The sequence below is a fragment of the Vagococcus sp. 211 genome (genome assembly GCF_056322705.1).
This window is the reverse complement of record NZ_CM150475.1, coordinates 1,499,529-1,520,353: the sequence shown is the minus strand read 5'-3', so window position 1 is coordinate 1,520,353 and position 20,825 is coordinate 1,499,529. Positions and strand designations below refer to the sequence as shown.

Here is a 20,825-nt window from a genome sequence, read left to right as displayed (position 1 = left end):
AAAAATATAGAGAAAAGTGAGTCTGTGTAGTGATGTATTTCACTATGTGATAAGACAGTGGTTATACGGCTTTAAAATTAAAAAAAATGCGAGTCAATTACTTGCAATAGCTCCTTAAGCGTGGTAACTTATAGATGTCGAAACGAGAGAAAAGTAATACAGTTTTTCTTTCTGTTTGAGAACAATATGATTAATTGTTAAAGAGAGGATTGTGTGACAATATGGCGAAAAAAGTAAACCCACTTGACTTTGAAGCTTTGTTAAATGATATCAATGCTGATTTTCCAACAGTTCAAGTACTGGATGAGAGCGGAAAAATAGTAAATGAAGAGATGGTACCTGATTTATCTGATGATGAATTGGTAGAATTAATGTCTAGAATGGTATGGTCACGTGTATTAGATCAACGTTCAACTGCACTTAACCGTCAAGGACGTCTAGGATTTTACGCTCCTACAGCAGGTCAAGAAGCAAGTCAATTAGCAAGTCACTTTGCAATGACTAAAGAAGATGTTTTATTACCAGGTTATCGTGATGTACCTCAATTAATCCAACACGGATTACCATTAAAAGAAGCTTTCTTATGGTCAAGAGGACATGCAGCAGGTAGTGAATTCCCAACAGAATTAAAAGCATTACCACCTCAAATTATTATCGGTGCACAATACGTTCAAGCAGCAGGCGTTGCTTTAGGACTTAAAAAACGTAACAAACCAAATGTAGCATTTACATACACTGGTGATGGCGGTTCTTCACAAGGGGACTTCTATGAAGGAATTAACTTTGCAGGAGCTTACAAAGCAAACGCAGTATTCTTCATCCAAAACAATGGCTATGCTATTTCAACACCACGTGAATTACAATCTGCAGCTAAAACATTAGCTCAAAAAGGGATTGCAGCTGGATTACCAAGTATCCAAGTTGATGGAATGGATGCATTAGCAGTATATAAAGTAACACAAGCAGCTCGTGAATGGGCAGCAAATGGAAATGGACCTGTTTTAATTGAAACATTAACATTCCGTTACGGACCACATACATTATCTGGTGATGATCCAACAAGATACCGTTCAAAAGAAACAGAAGATGAATGGCATGGTAAAGACCCATTAACTCGTTTCCGTATTTACTTAACTGAAAAAGGGTTATGGACTGAAGAAAAAGAAGAAGCTGTTATTGAAGCAGCTAAAGAAGAAATCAAACAAGCAATCAAAGAAGCTGACGCAGAACCAAAACAAAAAGTATCAGATTTCTTAAAAAATATGTTTGAAGTATCACCACAATCTGTAAAAGAACAAATTGAAACTTACGAAGCAAAGGAGTCGAAATAAATCATGGCACAAAAAACAATGATCCAAGCAATTACTGATGCTCTTGCTTTAGAATTAGAAGCAAATCCAGACGTTCTCGTATTCGGTGAAGATGCTGGTAAAAACGGAGGAGTATTCCGTGCAACTGAAGGGTTACAAGAAAAATTTGGCGTTGATCGCGTTTTTGATACACCATTAGCTGAATCAGCTATCGGTGGATTAGCATTCGGTCTTGCTTTAGAAGATTTCCGTCCAGTAGCAGAAATCCAATTCTTTGGTTTCGTATTTGAAGTTATGGATGAAATCGTTGCTCAAATGGCTCGTACTCGCTACCGTATGAGTGGAACTCGTACTATGCCAGTTGTTATCCGTGCCCCATTTGGTGGTGGTGTTCATACACCAGAATTACATGCTGATAACTTAGAAGGATTGATTGCTCAATCACCTGGTATCCGTGTGGTAATCCCAAGTAACCCTTACGACGCTAAAGGTTTATTAATCTCTGCAATCAGAGACAATGACCCAGTTGTATTCTTAGAGCACATGAAATTATACCGTTCATTCCGTGAAGAGGTTCCAGAAGAATCTTATACAGTTCCTTTAGATAAAGCTGCTGTAACACGTGAAGGTAAAGACGTTTCTATCATTACTTACGGAGCTATGGTTCGTGAATCAATCAAAGCTGCTGAAAACTTAGAAAAAGAAGGCATTTCAGTAGAAATCATCGATTTAAGAACAGTAGCACCATTAGATGTTGAAACAATCATCGCTTCTGTTGAAAAAACAGGTCGCGTTGTTGTTGTTCAAGAAGCACAAAGACAAGCAGGTGTTGCTGCTCAAGTTGTATCTGAAATTTCAGAAAGAGCTGTTCTTTCATTAGAAGCTCCAGTTGGACGTGTATCTGCACCTGATACAATTTATCCTTTTGGTCAAGCCGAAACTGCTTGGTTACCAAACGCATCTGATATTGAAGCGAAAGTTAAAGAAGTTTACGAATTTTAATTAAATGCTGAACAGATATAAAGGAGAGTAATCAAATATGGCTTTTAAATTTAAATTACCAGATATTGGTGAAGGTATTGCAGAAGGCGAAATCGTAAAATGGTTTGTAGCTGAAGGCGATACAATTAATGAAGATGATACATTATTAGAAGTACAAAATGACAAATCAGTTGAAGAGATCCCATCTCCAGTAACTGGTAAAGTTCTTAAAGTTCTTGTAGCAGAAGGAACAGTAGCAAACGTTGGTGACGTATTAATCGAAATCGACGCTCCTGGTCATGAAGACGAAGAAGAAGTTGTTGTTGAAGCAGCAGTTGAAGCTCCTGTAGCTGAAGCACCTGTAGCAGCAGCTGGCGGCGTTTTCCAATTTAAATTACCAGATATCGGTGAAGGTATTGCAGAAGGCGAAATCGTAAAATGGTTTGTAGCTGAAGGCGATACAATCAACGAAGACGATACATTATTAGAAGTACAAAACGACAAATCAGTTGAAGAGATTCCATCTCCAGTAACTGGTAAAGTGGTTAAAGTAGTTGTAGCAGAAGGAACAGTAGCAAACGTTGGTGACGTATTAATCGAAATCGACGCTCCTGGTCATAACTCTGCACCTGCATCAGCTCCAGCAGCGGCAGCACAAGAAGTAGCAGCACCTGCACAAGCAACAGCAGCGGCAGCAACTGGTAACCCAAGCAAACGCGTTTTAGCTATGCCATCAGTACGTCAATACGCTCGTGAAAAAGGTGTTGATATTACTGCAGTAACACCAACTGGTAAAGGTGGACGTGTGGTTAAATCTGATATTGATAACTTCAATGGCTCAGCAGCACCTGTAGCAACTGAAACAGCAGTAGCTGTGGAAGTAAAAGCAGACGCTCCAAAAGCAGCAGCAAAAGCAGCTCCAGCAGCATTTGTTGGCACGCCAGCTGAAGAAGTAAGAGAAAAAATGACACCTACTCGTAAAGCAATTGCTAAAGCAATGGTTAACAGTAAACATACAGCTCCTCATGTTACTTTACATGACGAAGTTGAAGTGTCAGCAATGTGGGATCACCGTAAGAAATTTAAATCAGTGGCTGCAGATCGCAACACTAAATTAACATTCTTACCATACACTGTTAAAGCTCTAACAGCGACTATGAAAAAATTCCCAATCTTAAACGCATCAATTGATGATTCAACGGATGAAGTTGTTTACAAAAATTACTACAACATTGGTATTGCTACTGATACAGATCACGGCTTATATGTACCAAATGTTAAAAATGCTAATACTAAGAGCATGTTTGATATCGCTGATGAAATCAACGAAAAAGCAGCTCTTGCTATCGAAGGTAAATTAACTGCAGCTGACATGCGTGGTGGTACTGTAACAATCAGTAACATTGGTTCTGTTGGTGGTGGCTGGTTCACTCCAGTCATTAATTACCCAGAAGTTGCTATCTTAGGTGTGGGTACTATTACTCAACAACCAGTAGTTAACGAAGAAGGCGAATTAGTTGTAGGTCGCGTAATGAAATTATCATTAAGCTTTGACCACCGTATTGTTGATGGAGCAACTGCTCAAAAAGCAATGAACAACATTAAACGCTTATTAGCAAATCCAGAATTATTATTAATGGAAGGATAAGGTGAATCACGCATGGTAGTAGGAGATTTCGCAGTAGAATTAGATACAGTAGTTATCGGAGCAGGACCTGGCGGTTATGTAGCAGCTATTAGAGCTGCTCAAATGGGTCAAAAAGTTGCGATTATCGAGCGTGAATTTATCGGTGGGGTATGTCTTAACGTAGGTTGTATCCCATCTAAAGCCTTGATTAACGCAGGTCATAGATACCATGAAGCAAAAACTGCTGATAAATTTGGTGTTTCTGTGGATAACGTAACATTAGACTTCTCTAAAACACAAGAGTGGAAAAACAATGGAGTAGTTAACAAACTTACTTCAGGTGTTGAAATGTTATTGAAAAAAAATAAAGTAGAAATCATTCGCGGAGAAGCATTCTTCGTTGACGAACATACTTTACGTGTTATTAATGATGAAAGTGCTCAAACTTACTCATTTAACAATGCTATTTTAGCAACTGGTTCTCGTCCAATTGAAATCAAAGGATTTAAATTTGGCGGAAGAGTCATTGACTCAACTGGTGGACTTAACTTAACAGAAGTACCTAAAAAACTTGTCATCGTTGGTGGTGGAGTTATTGGTGCTGAATTAGGTGGAGCTTACGCTAACTTAGGCGCTGAAGTAACAATCTTAGAAGGATCTCCTCAAATTTTACCAACGTTTGAAAAAGACATGGTTAAACTTGTAGAGAAAGACTTCAAAAACAAAGGCATTACAGTTGTCACTAAAGCAATGGCTAAAGAAGCCGTTGACAATGGTGATAGCGTAACCGTTAAATACGAAGTGAATGGTAAAGAAGAGACAGTTGAAGCTGATTACGTAATGGTAACAGTTGGCCGTCGTCCAAACACTGATGATTTAGGTTTAGAAATTGCTGGAATCGAAATGACTGACCGTGGTTTAGTTAAAGTTGACAAACAAGGCCGCACAAACGTTTCATCTATCTGGGCAATTGGAGACATCGTTCCTGGTGCTGCATTAGCTCATAAAGCAAGTTACGAAGCTAAAATCGCTGCTGAAGCTATTTCAGGTAAAGCTGTAGAAGTTGACTATGTTGGTATGCCAGCAGTAGCCTTCACAGATCCAGAATTAGCAACAGTTGGTATGACTGAAAAAGAAGCTAAAGAAGCTGGATTAGATGTTAAAGCATCTAAATTTAGTTTAGCTGGTAATGGTCGTGCAATCTCATTAGATAAAATGGATGGTTTTGTCCGTTTAGTAACAACTAAAGAAGGTAATGTTTTAGTTGGAGCTCAAGTAGCTGGTGTGAGTGCAAGTGATATTATCGCTGAACTAGGCTTAGCTATCGAAGCTGGTATGAATGCAGAAGACATCGCTTTAACGATTCATTCTCATCCATCATTAGCAGAAGTAACAATGGATGCTGCTGAATTAGCATTAGGTATGCCAATTCATATGTAATCTTATTAAACCCCTTATTCTTATCTAAGAATAAGGGGTTTTTTCATGCTTAAGACGGATATAAAACAAGATGACAACTGTTATAATATAAGAGAGAAAAGAATTGGGGGGATTAAATGTTAGGATTGAATTTTTGGTTAGTAACATTAAAATTTAGTGTTGGTTTTATTGCAGCGCTTATGATGGGCTTGTATTTTGGTAAAGGGAAGAAAAAATTAGGCGTTCATTCATTGATAGTAGCCATTATCTACGCTGTTGTGGCATTTTGTATGACGTATTTCTTTTTACCTACACAATCAACGAGTGGTTTGATTAAATATAATCTGGTGTCCCTATTGATTGGTATGTTATTGATGCTTGTATTAACTATGCAACACCAAAAGAGAGTAATCAAAGATAAGAATGAGCGACAAATAGGGGATCATTACAAAGCATTACCGATCATGAAAAAAGGATTAGGGTTAAGTGTTTTGTTATTGATGTGTTATTTCATTGTAACGCCTGTTATTCGAATTTTTAGCATTGATGATATTTATAAAACCATTCCAGTTGAGAAGGTTGAACAGACTGAGGAATTAAAGTCGACGAAAGAAACATCAATAGCGATGTCAACAAAAAGTGCCAAAAATAAGATGCAAAAAATGATGAGCAGTGTCCCAAATTATAGTGCCTATAGATTAGGAACGACTACAGCACAGGTAATTGATGGAGAGTATGTTTATGTATCAGCGCTTGAATACCGAAGTTTATGGAAATGGAACCGATTTAAAGAGGTTCCTGGTTATTTTAAGATTAGTGCCACAGATATTAATGCTCAGCCTGAATTTGTCGAACAGCCAATGAAATATGTGCCTAGTGGTTACTTCTGGCAAGATGCCGAACGTAACATTTATAGTAAATCCTTCTCTTTAGCTAGAACAGGAGCTGTTAACTTAGAAATAGGAGAAGACGGCACACCTTATTATGTTCAAACATTGTATAAAGAGTATGGTTTAAGTGGTAAAAAACGCTACGACACATTCAAAGTGGCTGTTCTTAATAGTATTAGCGGAGAATCTAAAATCTATGATCTAAAAGATGTCCCACAAGAAATTGACGCTCCTTTAACAAGTTCTGTTGCCAGCAGTATGAACCGTTATTATGGTAAATACGGCAAGGGGTGGTTAAATAGCTTGTTTTCTAAAGACGATGTGAAGCAACCAACAACTAATGGTATCTATGCTTCTGGTGCAGTAACACCCTTGATGTCTAAAGAAGGTTCATTGTTGTATTTCACCGATTTTACAAGTGATGATGCTAAGCAAGACAGTGCGTTAGGCTACAGTTTAATCAATGCTAGAACAGGTGTGATGGAATTTTACCGAGATAAAAAAGGGATGATGGACAGCGACGGCGCTATTGCGATTGCCGAGAAAATCTATCCTGAGAAAAAATGGGACGCTAAAATGCCTATTCTTTATAATATTGAAGGCGTACCAACTTGGATTATTTCCTTACTAGATACAAACGGTATCTTTAAAGGCTATGTGTACATATCAGCTACTGACAGTGATGTATTAGTAGATGGAACGGACGCAGAGAAAACACTTCAAGCCTATAAAATGAAACTTAGTCTTAAGGGAAGTAACAATAAAAACACTGAAGCAACGGAGTTAACGGAGATAACAGGTCGTGTGAACCGTGTGAATCATGTCGTGATAGATGGAACAGAAACTATCTCCTTTTTATTAGTGAATGATCCACGTGTTTACACAATTAGTACAACAAATAATGTGTATAGCATGTTCTTAAAAGAAGGGGATCAAGTGTCTTTTAAAGCAAACATTAATGAAGATTCTCTTATTTCAACCATTGATGATATTGAGATTCAACAAGTAACACCTAAAAAATAATTTGAAGGAATTATGAATAAAACGTGATTTTTTTAAAAGTCATTGACAGGGTAGTACCAGAACCTGTATTATATTTTTTGGGCACCCTAGAGGAATCTAGGGAATGCATGATGAAATAAACAAAGCTCCTTATCTTGTTAATTCAGGATGAGGGGCTCTTTTTATTTTTTAATGGTCTTCCTAAAACAAGTGAGATAAGGGGAATGAATATGACAAAATATATCTTTGTAACAGGTGGCGTAGTGTCATCTATTGGTAAGGGAATTATTGCCGCTTCATTAGGACGATTATTAAAAAACAGAGGACTCAATGTGACCATCCAAAAATTTGATCCATATATTAATATTGATCCAGGGACAATGAGTCCCTATCAACATGGTGAAGTTTTTGTAACGGATGACGGAGCAGAAACGGATTTAGATTTAGGTCATTATGAACGTTTTATTGATATCAATTTGAATCAGTATTCAAACGTAACAACAGGGAAGATTTATTCAGAAGTACTAAAAAAAGAACGTCGTGGTGATTATTTAGGCGCTACCGTTCAAGTTATCCCACACATCACGAATGAAATCAAAGAAAAAATGATGAAAGCTGCGACCATCAGTGATTCCGATGTGGTGATTACCGAGGTCGGTGGGACAGTAGGAGATATCGAATCGTTACCATTTTTAGAGGCATTAAGGCAAATGAAAGCAGATGTTGGAGCAGATAATGTATTGTACATTCATACCACCTTATTGCCGTACTTAAAGGCAGCGGGTGAAATGAAAACCAAACCGACACAGCACAGTGTGAAAGAGTTAAGATCTCTTGGAATCCAACCTAATATTTTAGTTGTTCGTTCTGAAGAAGAGGTGGAGCCTGGTATTAAACAAAAATTGGCTCAATTTTGTGATGTGGCAGAAGAAGCGGTCATTGAATCAAGAGATGTGGACACATTGTACTCGATTCCATTGAATTTGCAAAAGCAAGGATTAGACCGCATTGTGTGTGAGCATTTAAAATTAGACACACCAGAAGCGGATATGACAGAATGGGAAGGTTTAGAACAACGAGTGCTCAACTTAGAGGGGAAAGTACAGATTGCTCTTGTTGGTAAATATGTTGAGTTACCTGATGCCTATCTTTCAGTAGTAGAAGCACTGAAACACTCAGGCTTTGTCTACAATACTCATGTGGATATTAAGTGGGTAAATGCAGAAACATTAACGAGAGAAACACTTGAAATGGCATTAGATGAAGCAGATGGTATTATTGTTCCTGGTGGATTTGGCGATAGAGGACTAGAAGGAAAAATATTAGCCACGCAGTATGCTAGAGAGAAAAAACGTCCTTTCTTAGGTATTTGCTTAGGAATGCAAATGGCTTGTGTGGAGTTTGGCCGTAATGTGGTTGGTTTAAAAGACGCTCACTCAGCAGAAACACACCCAGATACGCCTTATAAGATTATTGATTTGATGTCTGACCAAGTGGAAGTAGAGGAACTAGGAGGAACGCTTAGATTAGGATTGTATCCATGTAAAATCAAAGAGAACACTCGGACGTTTGAAGCCTATAAGGGAGTCAAAGAGGTGAAAGAGCGTCATCGTCACCGATTTGAATTTAATAACGAGTACCGAGAGTTATTCGAAGCACATGGGATGATTTTTTCAGGCGTCTCACCAGATAACCGATTAGTTGAAATTGTAGAACTACCAGAACATCCTTTCTTTGTTGGTTGTCAGTTCCACCCTGAACTCATCTCACGTCCAAATCGACCTCAAGGATTGATTACTGAATTTATTCATACGGCCATTGAAGAACAAGAAAAAGCGCGTTAAAATTTAACTAGAAACTAAGTGAAATAGAAGCAAGTTCTCTGTAAAAAGGCTATAATGAAACTACGAGTAAAAATTGGAGGTATGCATAATGAGCCAAATGAGTCCAGATTTAGAGAAATTTTTAGACGCTGGTTTAGCAGATTTAAAAGAAAAAGGATTGTATTCGACAATTGATGTATTGGATGGTGCAAATGGTCCCACGATACATATCAATGGAGAAGAAAAAATTAATTTAGCATCTAATAACTATTTAGGATTTGCTACTCATCCTGAATTACTTCAAGCAGCAAATGAAGCAACAAATAACTACGGAGTAGGGGCTGGAGCAGTTAGAACAATTAACGGTACTTTAGATATTCACCGTGAGTTAGAAGAGCGTATTGCCTCATTTAAAGGAACAGAAGCAGCCATTGCTTACCAATCAGGATTTAACTGTAACATGGGGGCGATTTCTGCCGTGATGAAAAAAGGGGATGCCATTATTTCTGATGCGTTGAATCATGCCTCGATTATAGATGGTTGTCGTTTATCAGGAGCTAAAATCATTCGTGCTGAGCATTCTGATATGGTTGATTTAGAAGCTAAAGCGAAAGAAGCGGTAGAAAGTGGATTATATAATAAAATTATGTATATCACAGATGGCGTTTTCTCTATGGATGGAGATGTCGCTAAATTACCGGAAATCATGACGATTGCTGAAACATATAATTTAATGGTGTATGTGGATGACGCCCATGGATCAGGTGTTCTTGGTGGTGGTGCGGGAACAGTTAAACATTTTGGTTTATCAGACAAGGTGGATTTCCAAATGGGGACATTATCTAAAGCCATTGGTGTTGTTGGTGGTTACGTTGCGGGTTCTCAAAAATTGATAGACTGGTTAAAATCTCAATCACGTCCGTTTTTATTTTCAACATCCTTAACACCAGGTGCAGCAGGTGCGGTCATTAAAGCCATTGATTTAATGGAAAAAGACCCAACTCACGTGGAAAAATTATGGAATAATGCTAATTATTTTAAAGAAAAATTACAAGGGATCGGTTACGATATTGGTGCATCAGAAACACCAATTACACCAGTTATCTTAGGTGACGAAAAGTTAGCACAAGAATTTTCACGTCAGTTAATTGCAAATGGCGTTTATGTTAAACCAATTGTTTTCCCAACAGTTCCTCTTGGTACAGGTCGTGTTCGTAACATGCCAACAGCGGCACATACGAAAGAAATGCTGGATCAAGCGATTAGTGTTTATGAAAAAGTTGGAAAAGAAATGGGAATTATTGAATAGGAGAACGAATGATGGAGCGGATTATTGTAACAGGCTGTTTAGGCCAAATTGGATCGGAATTAGTAGCAAGATTACGTCGTGAAAAAGGGGTAGAGAATGTCTTAGCAACAGACATTCGTCGACCTGATAACAATAAAACAGTTGATGGAGGATTATTTGAAGAATTAAATGTGTTAGATGCTGATAAAATGTATGAATTAGCAGAAACATTTAAAGCAGACACAATGATTCATCTAGCATCCTTATTATCTTCTGTGGCTGAGGACAGACCACAAGACGCTTGGTTTATTAACATGACAGGCTTAACGAATGCTTTAGAAGTAGCAAGAAAGTTAAATCTATCCTTTTTCACACCAAGTTCTATTGGCGCATTTGGTCCAGAAACACCTAAAGACAACACCCCTCAAGATACGTTACAACGCCCTAAAACAATGTATGGTGTGACAAAAGTAGCGGGTGAGTTACTGTGTGACTATTACCATGACAAATTAGGTGTAGATACAAGAGGCGTTCGCTTCCCAGGGCTAATTTCTTATGATACATTGCCAGGAGGAGGAACAACAGACTATGCTGTTGAGATTTACTATGAAGCCATTAAGAAGGGGCATTATGTTTGTCCGCTAGAGCAAGGGACTTATATGGATATGATGTACATGCCAGATGCCATTGATGCGATTATCAAGTTAATGGAGGCACCTAAAGATAAGCTAACCCATCGTAATGCTTTTAATATCACAGCTATGTCTTTTGATCCAGAAGAAATTAAAAGAAGCATCCAAAAGATAATGCCAGAGTTTACAATGAGTTATGATGTTAATCCTAAATTACAAGGAATTGCTAACTCATGGCCAAATAGTATTGATAGTCAGTGCGCTAAAGAGGAATGGGGATTTGATCCTGCTTTTCATTTAGATAATATGACAGAGGATATGCTAGCTAAATTATCAGAAAAAATGACTAAATAAAACCGTATAGACTATACGGTTTTTTTGATGAAAGAGATGTTTTCTTTCGCTTTTAAGCGAGAGTTATTTTATAATGAGAAGTTAAGATAAGAAATCAGGAAAAAAATGGAGGCAACGCTTGATGATTAAAAAAATTGGTTTTGATTCAGATAAATATATTGAAGAGCAATCAAAATATATTTTAGAACGTGTGAATAACTATGATAAATTGTATTTAGAATTCGGTGGGAAATTAATAGGAGATAAGCATGCTAAACGTGTGTTACCAGGGTTTGATGAAGATTCTAAAATCAAAATTTTGCAAAAATTAAAAGATCAAGCTGAAATTATTATTTGTGCCTATGCGGGAGATATTGAGCGCAATAAAATTCGTGGAGATTACGGCATTACGTATGACATGGATATTTTGAAATCCATTGATGAGTTTAATGAGTATGGTTTGAAGGTAAACAGCGTTGTTATTACACGATATAGTGGTCAGCCTTCTACAAAAATATTTATTAATAAGCTAAAAAAACGCAACATAAAGGTGTATACTCACGAAGCCATTGATGGTTACCCATCAAACATTGATAAAATTGTGAGCGATGAAGGTTTTGGAAAAAATCCTTACATCCCAACAACAAAACCTATTGTTGTCGTGACAGCACCAGGGGCAGGTAGCGGGAAACTTGCCACAAGCTTAAGCCAAATTTATCATGAAAGTCGTCAAGGAAATATTGCAGGCTATTCTAAATTTGAAACTTTCCCAGTGTGGAATGTGCCATTGAAACATCCGTTAAACATTGCCTATGAAGCAGCGACAGTGGACTTAAAAGATGTTAATATGATTGATTCTTTCCATTATGATGCTTACGGTGAAGTGGCAGTTAATTATAACCGTGACATTGAGACGTTTCCTGTGATTAAACGTATCATTGAGCGTATCACGAAACAAGAATCAGTGTTTCAATCTCCAACAGACATGGGGGTTAACCGAGTAGGTTTTGGTATTATTGATGATGAGGCAGTTCAACAAGCTTCTAAAGAAGAAATTATTCGTCGTTGTTTTGATACAGAATGTTATCATAAACGTGGCATGGTAGATGACGAAGTTGTTAATCGCATCCAACTTATTATGGAAGAGATGGAGCTGAAAAAAGAAGATAGAGGCCCTGTTTTACCTGCGAGAGCCTATGCTCAAACGTTGAAAGAATCAGAAAATCTATTACCTCCTGTATCAGTGATGGCCTTTGAATTAGAAGATGGTAAAGTGATTACGGGTCGTTCATCTGGTTTAATGGATTCTTCAGCAGCTGCGATTTTGAATTCCGTTAAATACTTAGGTAATATTAGTGATGATATCTTATTATTATCACCTGTTATCTTAGAAACAATCAGAAAAATGAAAGATCAAGAATTACATAATAAAATTACAGCTTTAAATGCGAACGAAGTATTGATTGCTTTATCAATCAGTGCGGTAACGAATCCGACAGCACAACTGGCTTATGAACAACTGGCTAAGTTAGATGGGGTAGAGGCTCATTCAACAGTTATTTTAAATAAGGACGATGAACAAATCCTTAAAAAATTAGGTATCAATGTGACGAGTGATGCTATCTTCTCATCAGAAAATTTATTTTATATCTAAACAAAAAACTCGCCGAACTGGCGAGTTTTTTTGTATTTTGTATCACGATAATTATTGATAGATCGCTTTAATAGGATCCATTTTAGACGCGTTGACAGCTGGAATAACACCAAATATTAAACCAATACCAGCAGAAATACTAGCAGACATGAAGGCCATTTTAGGACTAACAATTGCTTTAATATCTGGGCTGATAGATGAAATAAGTGACGCAATACCTGATCCGAGTAGGACACCAATAATTCCACCAATTAGAGTAATAAAGGCAGCTTCTAATAAAAACTGAATCAGAATATTAGAAGGTTTGGCACCAATAGCACGGCGAATACCAATTTCACGTTTACGTTCGGATACGGAAACGTACATAATATTCATAACACCGATACCACCAACAAGTAATGAGATAGCAGTAATAAATAGGAGTCCAGTAATCACAGCTTGCAACATACTTTCAATTTGTTGTCGCATTTGTTCGTTAGAACGGTCTTCTTCAAAGTTACCTAATAAATCAGGATGGCGTTCTTTCAGAAGTGTGTTGGCTTCATCAACAACTTGCCCACGGTCAGCCCCCTCAGATAGTTTCATTTTAATCGCATTAATTGGTTTATTTTTAGCCAATTCATTGTAAGCTTTTTTGGGGATAACATTATAGAAAACAGAATCATCCATGATCATTTGATCCATATCTAATTTCTGTTTAACACCAACAACTTGGAATTTCAAACCATCCACATCAATGGCTCTTCCGATAATGTCCTTTGGATTTCTTACGTTTAGTGATTGTTGCATGGATTCATAAGTTAAGACAATTTTATTATCGTTCATGTCTTGTTCTGTTAAATCATGACCAAAGGCGATATTATCTGCTGCTTTCTTAAAAGCCATCATTTGACCAGAACTGCTGGTTTCAAAATAAGCCAAGCTGGCATCGATAGTTTCTGTTGAACCGAATCCATAGCCGTAGTCAGCGGCGATATTATCAATATTATCTAATTTACGTAACGTTTTTAAATCTGTTCTGTTAAAGGCAAAAGAGTCAAAGCTACTACCTGCAGCCGCTTCATCATCTTCTAAATCCAACCTATAAACCAGACGGATGGTATTAGAATCTGTAGAATCTAATACTTCTAAACTACTTTGTTTCATTCCTTCACCAATCGCAGATACGGTAACAACAGCAGTAATTCCAATGATAATACCTACCATAGTTAGGAACACTCTTAATTTGTGCGCTCTTAAGCTCAAGAAGGTACTTAATAAAAGATTTTTAACCATTTAAATACTCCTCCTCATTTAGAAATACGCCATCTTTCATATAGACAACGCGGGAAGCATATTTACGCATGTCCGCATCATGGGTAACCATGACAATTGTCTTGCCTTCTTTATTAAGATCAGAAAGGATGCCCATAATATCTGAACTGGTTTCACTATCTAAAGCTCCCGTTGGCTCATCAGCCATGATAAGTAGGGGCTCGTTAACTAAAGCTCTAGCGATAGCAACACGTTGTTGTTGTCCACCAGATAATTCGGTTGATTTCGACACTTCTTTTCCTTTTAAACCAACTAAATCAAGGTAATGATCAGCGATTTTACGTCTGGCAGGTTCTTTTTTCTTTCCTTCATAAATCATCGGAAGTTCCACATTTTGACGAATATTCAAAGATTGAATTAAGAAAAATTGTTGAAAAATGAAACCAATGTATTGATTTCTTAAATCTGATTTTTGGTTTTCGGTCAAAGTGGAAACATCTTCGTCATCGAAAATATAGGTACCATCTGTTGACTGATCAAGGAAACCTATAATATTCATTAGGGTTGTTTTCCCGCTACCTGATTTCCCCATAATCATGAGAAATTCCCCTCGCTCAATGGTTAAATCAAGATTCTTAAGAACGTGTAATTGTTCTTTTCCTACAGGATAATACTTATTCATGTTTTTTATTTCAATGAGTGGGGTAGAAGAGGTCGTATTTTTATCTAACATATTACTTCGACTCCTTTTCTCCACTATCATCTATAGCAGGTTCACCTAGGATTTCCCCATTTTTCAATTCCCGATCAGACTTCACGATAATTTTATCCATGCTTTCTAAGCCGCTTGTTACAACAACGTGGCCATCATCGGCATCTTTATCTGTTATTTCAATATCTTTACGTAAGACAGTCCCAAAATCATCAACTAACACATATGATTTTTTATCTTCCGTTTTTACAGCTTCTTTAGGGATTTGAACTTTAGTATCATCTAATTTAATGGATGCCTGTACATGGAAACCTTTTTTGATTTTTTTTGCGTCTTTTAGAGATAGTTTAACGGTGTAAGTTGACAAAGCGCCATTATTACCACCGCCAGCACCTTCTGTTGTTGCACTAGTAGTAGGTGTGTTAGAAACATAAATAATTTCGCCTTTATAGAGCTCGTTGTTAGCAATGGCTCTCACTTCAGCGGGTTGTTTTTCTTTGATTTTATCTAAATCCTTTTCGTTTACTTCTCCTTCAACGTAAAAATCATTAGATGTGAGCGTCATAATCGCACTGTCTCTGTTTTGTTCTTGTGGGATAATGACTTGCCCACTGAAAGGAGCTACTTCTTGATGCACTTGTTTTTCATATAATTCGTTAATTTGTGTTTGTAATTGATTGATTTTAATATCAAAGCTATTTAAATCATATTTTAGTTGTATGGATTCTTGTGTATCTGTTGAGGGAGCACCTTCCTCACTGCTTGCTGAACCCAACTCGTTAATCTCTAGTTGCATTTGACGTGCTGCTTTTTCTTTTTCAGCTTGTGTTGACTCAATTTGGAAATTCAGTTCAGTAATTTGATTTCCTGTTGTTTCATCGACGTATTGATAAAGGATTGTCCCTTCATCCACATTGTCTCCGTTCTTAACTTGTAAGTCGCCTAGTTTACCTAGAGAAGCATCTTTTACAAATTCTTTTGATTTAACGGGTGTTACAATACCATTAATGAAAACTTGTTCCCCATTATCAATGGTAAAGTACTCAATGTTATCTTCAGGCAAACTGGCCTGTTCAGGGGCTTTCTTTAATAGTAGTTTGGCGCTGATAAGACCGACAACTACAACACCAATAATAGACCCAATAATTATTTTTTTCTTTTTAGACATAGTATAAACTCCTTTTTGATCGTAATAATAACAGTGTAACTTAAATTGACTAAAAAAAAATCAGTCATAAGTCTGATAGAATAAAAAAAGACTTTAGCATTTAGCTAAGGTCTTTCGATCTAACAGTGGTTAAAAAAGCGGAGGCCACTTGTGTATTCATCAAAGGTGCTTCACGTAAATGATTAGCAACTGCCTCAATTTCTTCTCCAACGGCTCCTACTTGGATGGCTAATGAACTAGCATGTAGTTTCATGTGTCCTTTTTGGATACCGTCACTTACTAAGGCTTTTAGTGCAGCAAAATTTTGGGCGAGACCAACGCTGACGATGATACGAGCCAACTGTTCTGAATGAGTGACACCCATGATTTTTAAATTAGCTTGAGCCATAGGTAAAACAGAAATAGCGCCACCAACAGAACCAACTGCCATAGGTAGGGTTAATTCTCCAACGAGATTTTCCCCGTCAATAGTCCAACGTGTCATACTCTTATATTGACCTGAACGACTAGCGTAAGCATGAGCACCAGAAGAGACAGCGCGAGGATCATTTCCTGTGGCAATAACCACAGAATCAATGCCATTCATGACACCTTTATTATGGGTAGCAGCACGATAAGGATCTAAGTTAGCATAACGCGTGGCCGCAACGATTTTTTTACTAATATCTTCTCCAGATAAGGAAGACGTATCCAAGGTGTTCATAGGAACTCGGCACGTCGCTGTTACAAGGGCTTCAGTGTTGTAGTTGCTCAGAATAGACATTAACACAGAAGCACCTGTAATATCTTCTATATAAGGTGTGACGCCTTCTAAGATAGTATTGATAATGTTTGCTCCCATAGCATCTCTAACATCCACGTGAAGATGAAGGGTAATAAATTCTTCGTTATGTTCTTCGTTTGATATGACTCGTATATCAATGTCTTTAACACCACCACCGCGTGTGACAATGGAAGGATGACTATGGTGTGCAATCGTTAGGATGTCTTCTTTATGTGACGCTAGGTTAGATAGGGTGGAAGAGAAGTCATCAATATCTGTTAAGATAATCTGTCCTATCATAAGGCGTTGTTTGATGGTGGTTGTAAATCCTAGAGGCTTCATGATTTTAGCTGCGTTACTGCAAGCGGCTATGACAGAAGGTTCTTCTACCACCATTGGGATAACCAATTCATTGCCATCAATGACAAAATTTAAAGCAACACCAGTGGGTAAACTAAACTGGGTGAGCTGATTTTCGATAAGAGAATCTGCTACGTCATTTGTTAGACCGGGTTGGCGTTCAAATAAAGCGTGAGACTCATCTGTTAGGTAGCCGGCTTCATGCAGTAATTGAAGACGTTCTACTCGCGATTTTTGATAAAATTTAGAGAATGAATGTGTCATGGAAAAATCCTCCTATTAAAATTGCTGTGTGTAACGGCGTTGATGCTCGTTGATTTCTGATAAGATAAAGCGACTTTGTTGGTCGTAATCTGAATGGATAGGATGTACCCCATCTGTTTTAGGCAGACGCTCATTGAAAATCGTCTCGTATTCATTTATCGTTAGTGCAGTTCTGTTGTTTACTAGGGTTGTTAAGTCATCAGTTAAGAGATGCTGACGGAAGCCTTCGACAAGGGTTCCAGAGAACATTTCACCTACTGCCCCAGAACCATAACTAAAGAACCCAATTTTTTGTCCAGCTGTTAACTGTGTCCCTTGATCTAATAATGAGATGAGACTTAGGTATAGAGAGCCTGTATAAATATTGCCAATCATTTTAGTGTAATGGGTACTCAACTCATAATTTGCTAATAATCGTTCTTTCGTCGTGTCTTCTTCATTTTCTAGTAAAGGTAAGAGCGCTTTTTTACCCATTTTTGAGTAAGGTAGGTGGAAGCAAAAGGCTTCAAAATCAGCAAAATGAGAGTGATGACGATCGCTGTATTCCTCCCATAATTTTTTGAAGAAAGACATATAAGCTTCATTTGAGAATTTTCCATCAACAATAGCTGTGTCATAATAATTAGGACGCCAAAAATCAAAAATATTTTCAGTCATAGCGACAGAGTCTCTATTAATTACTAAGATACGAGGAGAGCTACTAATAATCATCGCCACAGCACCTGCTCCTTGAGTTACTTCTCCAGAGGTTTTTAATCCATAACGTGAGATATCAGAACCAATGACAAGGGCTTTTTTTTCAGGATTAAGGGTAACAAAATCAAGAGCTGTCATTAATCCTGCTGTAGCGCCATAACAGGCTTGTTTGACTTCGATTGACTTGGCGAAAGGATGAATCCCTAATAACTGGTGAATGAAACTTGCTGTTGATTTCGATTCATCAATCCCAGACTCCGTTCCTACAACAATTAGATCGATTAATTGTTTGTCTTCGTCAGAAATGATAGGGTAAGCTGCGTTGGCTCCCATAGAGACCGTATCCTGTGTAATAGGAGGTACCGCCATTTTTGATTGTCCTATGCCAATAGTAAATTTAGTTGGTTCGATGTTACGGTGGTTTGCTAAGTCAACTAAATCCATATATATATTTGGTGTATAGAAGTTTATTTTATCTATTCCTATCATTGATTAAATCCTACTTTCTATTAGTTATCTACTTTGTTATTTTAACATAAAAAATATATAGGCTTTTGATAATCCTATAATTTAATAATAATTTAAAGCAAATAAAAAAACCCTACCGGATAAACCGATAGGGGAGATATCTATTATTCAGCTGATTTTTCGTTGATTACTTCTGGTTCAGCACCTTCAGCAGGTTCTAGAACTTCTTCAGCTGTAGACATTTCAGTTACAGCACAGATTTGTTCTTCGGCTTCTGTTACAATAGTGAAATCTTTATGAGCTGGGATATCTTTAATAACTAAAGCATCACCAATCACTAAGTCTGTAATATCAACCTCAACGCGCTCTGGTAATTTGTCAGGTGTTGCAGATACCATAACAGTGTATAAGTTTTGCTCAAGAACACCACCGGCTTTAACCCCTTTAGGTGTACCTGTTAGAACTAATTCAGCTTCAACTTCTGTTTCAACAGTCATGTCAACAACTAAGAATTCAACGTGTACCCAACTTTTTGAAAATGTGTCTAATTGGTAGTCATGTAATAAAGTACTTACTTTTTTACCATCTAAATCTAATGTGTAAACAGCGTTAACGCCGTTTTCGCGGATAGCTTTGTCTAGTTCCCAAGCGTTAACTGACATCGGTGTGTTTTCAATACCGTTGCCGTGGAATGCTCCTGGAACTTCACCTGCTAATCTTAATTTGTTACGAATAGATCTAGGTCTAGTCGCTCTTTCTTCTACTTTTAATACTACTGACATAAATAATCTTCCTCCTTCAGAATAAAATCTAATTTAGTTCGTTTATTTACTTCTGCAGTGTTAATCGAGAATCGAGATTCGATTAATTGCCTCCAACTGAACGATGTCAGCGTTAGTTGGAACGAACGATAAACTTTATAGTAATGATCGGCGACTTTAACTGAAGTACATCAAGTTAAAACGACAGCAATAACTTAAGCCTCTGTCTGTTGCCTGCTCATCATGGTTTCAAAAAACCACACTATAATATAAGCTTATGTACTAACCATACAGGTATTTTCAAAAAACGTCAAGTGAACACCTTTTTATTTTACTAATGCACTAAATAAATACTGTGAAACTAACTGTTCCGTTGCGTTAATAGACTCGATATGGGTTCTTTCATACGCATGACTGGACTCAATACCAGCTCCAAATAGAGCGTGCTTAACATCAGCGCCTGCACGCATAGCTGCAGATGCATCACTTCCATAAAACGGATAAATATCTAATTGATAAGGGATATTTTTAGTTTCACAAAGAGCGACTAAATGATTTCTAAAATTTAAATGATAAGGGCCACTGCTATCTTTGACACAAATAGAAACAGAGTATTCATCTGTTTGTTGACCATCTCCCATAGCTCCCATATCAACGGCAAGATATTCGACTACATCAGGATGAATATTAGAGTTACCACCATAGCCGATTTCTTCGTTATTTGAAAAGAAGAAGTGTGTGGTATGTGGTAATGTTTGATTGTTCTCTTTTAGAGATAGTAGGAAGTTAATTAAAATAGCTGCGCTTACTTTGTCATCTAAATGACGTGACTTTATAAAACCAGTAGGGGTTACTTCTGTTCTTGGATCAAAGCTGATGAAGTCACCTACTTGAATTCCTAGGGCCTTAGTTTCTTCTTTATTTGTGACTTTAGCATCAATTCTGACTTCCATGTTGTCTTGATTTCGTTCTGCTGTGCCAGCATCTTTGTACACATGAACACTGGTTTGATGCATGAGAATCGTACCTGTAAGGGTCCCGTTTTTCTGAGTATGAATGGTACAGTATTCCCCTTCAATAGCGTTATATCTAAACCCACCGATTAAGTCTAGTTTTAATCGTCCATCTGGTTTGATATCACGAACCATCGCACCAAGAGTATCAACGTGAGCTGTAATAAAACGTTGATTGGTTTGGTCTGTACCAGGTATGGTTACGATTAAAGAGCCTTTACGATTAATGGTTGGTGTGTAGCCTTTTGATGTTAATAATGTATCAATATAATTGATAATTGTTTGAGTGTCCCCTGTAGGAGAGGGGATATTGGTTAGGGTTTGAACCAAGTCAATGGTTGATTGTGTCATAAGTTAGTCATCCTTTTTTATAAATTTTATACTACTCAACCATAATCTAAGAAAAT

At 37.3% G+C, this 20,825-nt stretch carries 16 protein-coding genes; 9 read left to right on the top strand and 7 right to left on the bottom strand.

The genetic code is table 11. The features are described from left to right. The first annotated feature begins 221 nt into the window (after nucleotides 1-221). The 9 genes from pdhA to ACVWM0_RS07345 all read left to right on the top strand — a co-directional run bounded on the left by pdhA (nucleotide 222) and on the right by ACVWM0_RS07345 (nucleotide 12,959). Entirely contained in the window at nucleotides 222-1,331 is a 1,110-nt protein-coding gene (gene pdhA, locus ACVWM0_RS07385; RefSeq protein ID WP_476471999.1) for a pyruvate dehydrogenase (acetyl-transferring) E1 component subunit alpha, read from the top strand. A gap of 3 nt (nucleotides 1,332-1,334) precedes the next feature. After that, nucleotides 1,335-2,312 carry an alpha-ketoacid dehydrogenase subunit beta gene (locus ACVWM0_RS07380; RefSeq protein WP_476471998.1) on the top strand — a complete coding sequence of 326 codons (978 nt, stop codon included), beginning with the start codon at nucleotides 1,335-1,337 and terminating at the stop codon, nucleotides 2,310-2,312. 37 nt (nucleotides 2,313-2,349) lie between these two features. After that, nucleotides 2,350-3,939: a dihydrolipoyllysine-residue acetyltransferase gene (locus ACVWM0_RS07375; RefSeq protein ID WP_476471997.1), complete on the top strand. Its 1,590-nt coding sequence runs from the start codon at nucleotides 2,350-2,352 to the stop codon at nucleotides 3,937-3,939. Nucleotides 3,940-3,951: 12 nt separating this feature from the next. Beyond that, nucleotides 3,952-5,358, top strand: a complete 1,407-nt coding sequence (gene lpdA, locus ACVWM0_RS07370) for a dihydrolipoyl dehydrogenase (protein WP_476471996.1) — start codon at nucleotides 3,952-3,954, stop codon at nucleotides 5,356-5,358. 116 nt (nucleotides 5,359-5,474) lie between these two features. After that, nucleotides 5,475-7,250 carry a DNA-binding protein gene (locus ACVWM0_RS07365; protein WP_476471995.1) on the top strand — a complete coding sequence of 592 codons (1,776 nt, stop codon included), beginning with the start codon at nucleotides 5,475-5,477 and terminating at the stop codon, nucleotides 7,248-7,250. 209 nt (nucleotides 7,251-7,459) lie between these two features. Further along, nucleotides 7,460-9,073: a CTP synthase gene (locus tag ACVWM0_RS07360; RefSeq protein ID WP_476471994.1), complete on the top strand. Its 1,614-nt coding sequence runs from the start codon at nucleotides 7,460-7,462 to the stop codon at nucleotides 9,071-9,073. Between the two features lie 97 nt (nucleotides 9,074-9,170). Further along, complete coding sequence (locus ACVWM0_RS07355) at nucleotides 9,171-10,361, top strand: glycine C-acetyltransferase (RefSeq protein WP_476473689.1); 1,191 nt, start codon at nucleotides 9,171-9,173, stop codon at nucleotides 10,359-10,361. 11 nt (nucleotides 10,362-10,372) lie between these two features. Further along, nucleotides 10,373-11,326, top strand: coding sequence for an L-threonine 3-dehydrogenase (locus ACVWM0_RS07350; RefSeq protein WP_476473688.1), 954 nt, complete (start codon nucleotides 10,373-10,375; stop codon nucleotides 11,324-11,326). Nucleotides 11,327-11,450: 124 nt separating this feature from the next. After that, entirely contained in the window at nucleotides 11,451-12,959 is a 1,509-nt protein-coding gene (locus tag ACVWM0_RS07345; RefSeq protein WP_476473687.1) for a DUF1846 domain-containing protein, read from the top strand. A 51-nt stretch (nucleotides 12,960-13,010) separates the two neighbouring features. On the opposite strand, the gene ACVWM0_RS07340 is transcribed toward ACVWM0_RS07345, so the two are convergent. The 7 genes from ACVWM0_RS07340 to ACVWM0_RS07310 all read right to left on the bottom strand — a co-directional run bounded on the left by ACVWM0_RS07340 (nucleotide 13,011) and on the right by ACVWM0_RS07310 (nucleotide 20,769). Continuing rightward, a complete protein-coding gene (locus ACVWM0_RS07340; RefSeq protein ID WP_476471993.1) occupies nucleotides 13,011-14,234 on the bottom strand; it encodes an ABC transporter permease in 1,224 nt (407 codons plus the stop codon). Continuing rightward, nucleotides 14,227-14,946, bottom strand: a complete 720-nt coding sequence (locus ACVWM0_RS07335) for an ABC transporter ATP-binding protein (RefSeq protein ID WP_476471992.1) — start codon at nucleotides 14,944-14,946, stop codon at nucleotides 14,227-14,229. Before ACVWM0_RS07335 ends, ACVWM0_RS07340 begins: the two co-directional genes overlap by 8 nt. Before the next feature lies 1 nt (nucleotide 14,947). Next, nucleotides 14,948-16,093 (bottom strand): efflux RND transporter periplasmic adaptor subunit, encoded by a 1,146-nt coding sequence (locus ACVWM0_RS07330; RefSeq protein ID WP_476471991.1) that lies wholly within the window; start codon nucleotides 16,091-16,093, stop codon nucleotides 14,948-14,950. A 100-nt stretch (nucleotides 16,094-16,193) separates the two neighbouring features. Next, nucleotides 16,194-17,480 (bottom strand): hydroxymethylglutaryl-CoA reductase, degradative, encoded by a 1,287-nt coding sequence (locus ACVWM0_RS07325; protein WP_476471990.1) that lies wholly within the window; start codon nucleotides 17,478-17,480, stop codon nucleotides 16,194-16,196. 15 nt (nucleotides 17,481-17,495) lie between these two features. Then, nucleotides 17,496-18,665, bottom strand: coding sequence for a hydroxymethylglutaryl-CoA synthase (locus ACVWM0_RS07320; RefSeq protein WP_476471989.1), 1,170 nt, complete (start codon nucleotides 18,663-18,665; stop codon nucleotides 17,496-17,498). Nucleotides 18,666-18,808: 143 nt separating this feature from the next. After that, nucleotides 18,809-19,426, bottom strand: a complete 618-nt coding sequence (locus ACVWM0_RS07315) for a 50S ribosomal protein L25/general stress protein Ctc (protein ID WP_476471988.1) — start codon at nucleotides 19,424-19,426, stop codon at nucleotides 18,809-18,811. Between the two features lie 305 nt (nucleotides 19,427-19,731). Then, the gene (locus ACVWM0_RS07310; RefSeq protein ID WP_476471987.1) at nucleotides 19,732-20,769 is read right to left on the bottom strand and encodes a M42 family metallopeptidase; all 1,038 of its coding nucleotides are present in this window, start codon (nucleotides 20,767-20,769) and stop codon (nucleotides 19,732-19,734) included. Nucleotides 20,770-20,825 lie beyond the last annotated feature (56 nt).

Coding starts and splice junctions, on each gene's coding strand:
- pdhA (WP_476471999.1), top strand. CDS start 222: ATGGCGAAAAAAGTAAACCCACTTGACTTTGAAGCTTTGTTAAATGAT.
- ACVWM0_RS07380 (WP_476471998.1), top strand. CDS start 1,335: ATGGCACAAAAAACAATGATCCAAGCAATTACTGATGCTCTTGCTTTA.
- ACVWM0_RS07375 (WP_476471997.1), top strand. CDS start 2,350: ATGGCTTTTAAATTTAAATTACCAGATATTGGTGAAGGTATTGCAGAA.
- lpdA (WP_476471996.1), top strand. CDS start 3,952: ATGGTAGTAGGAGATTTCGCAGTAGAATTAGATACAGTAGTTATCGGA.
- ACVWM0_RS07365 (WP_476471995.1), top strand. CDS start 5,475: ATGTTAGGATTGAATTTTTGGTTAGTAACATTAAAATTTAGTGTTGGT.
- ACVWM0_RS07360 (WP_476471994.1), top strand. CDS start 7,460: ATGACAAAATATATCTTTGTAACAGGTGGCGTAGTGTCATCTATTGGT.
- ACVWM0_RS07355 (WP_476473689.1), top strand. CDS start 9,171: ATGAGTCCAGATTTAGAGAAATTTTTAGACGCTGGTTTAGCAGATTTA.
- ACVWM0_RS07350 (WP_476473688.1), top strand. CDS start 10,373: ATGGAGCGGATTATTGTAACAGGCTGTTTAGGCCAAATTGGATCGGAA.
- ACVWM0_RS07340 (WP_476471993.1), bottom strand. CDS start 14,234: ATGGTTAAAAATCTTTTATTAAGTACCTTCTTGAGCTTAAGAGCGCAC.
- ACVWM0_RS07335 (WP_476471992.1), bottom strand. CDS start 14,946: ATGTTAGATAAAAATACGACCTCTTCTACCCCACTCATTGAAATAAAA.
- ACVWM0_RS07330 (WP_476471991.1), bottom strand. CDS start 16,093: ATGTCTAAAAAGAAAAAAATAATTATTGGGTCTATTATTGGTGTTGTA.
- ACVWM0_RS07325 (WP_476471990.1), bottom strand. CDS start 17,480: ATGACACATTCATTCTCTAAATTTTATCAAAAATCGCGAGTAGAACGT.
- ACVWM0_RS07320 (WP_476471989.1), bottom strand. CDS start 18,665: ATGATAGGAATAGATAAAATAAACTTCTATACACCAAATATATATATG.
- ACVWM0_RS07315 (WP_476471988.1), bottom strand. CDS start 19,426: ATGTCAGTAGTATTAAAAGTAGAAGAAAGAGCGACTAGACCTAGATCT.
- ACVWM0_RS07310 (WP_476471987.1), bottom strand. CDS start 20,769: ATGACACAATCAACCATTGACTTGGTTCAAACCCTAACCAATATCCCC.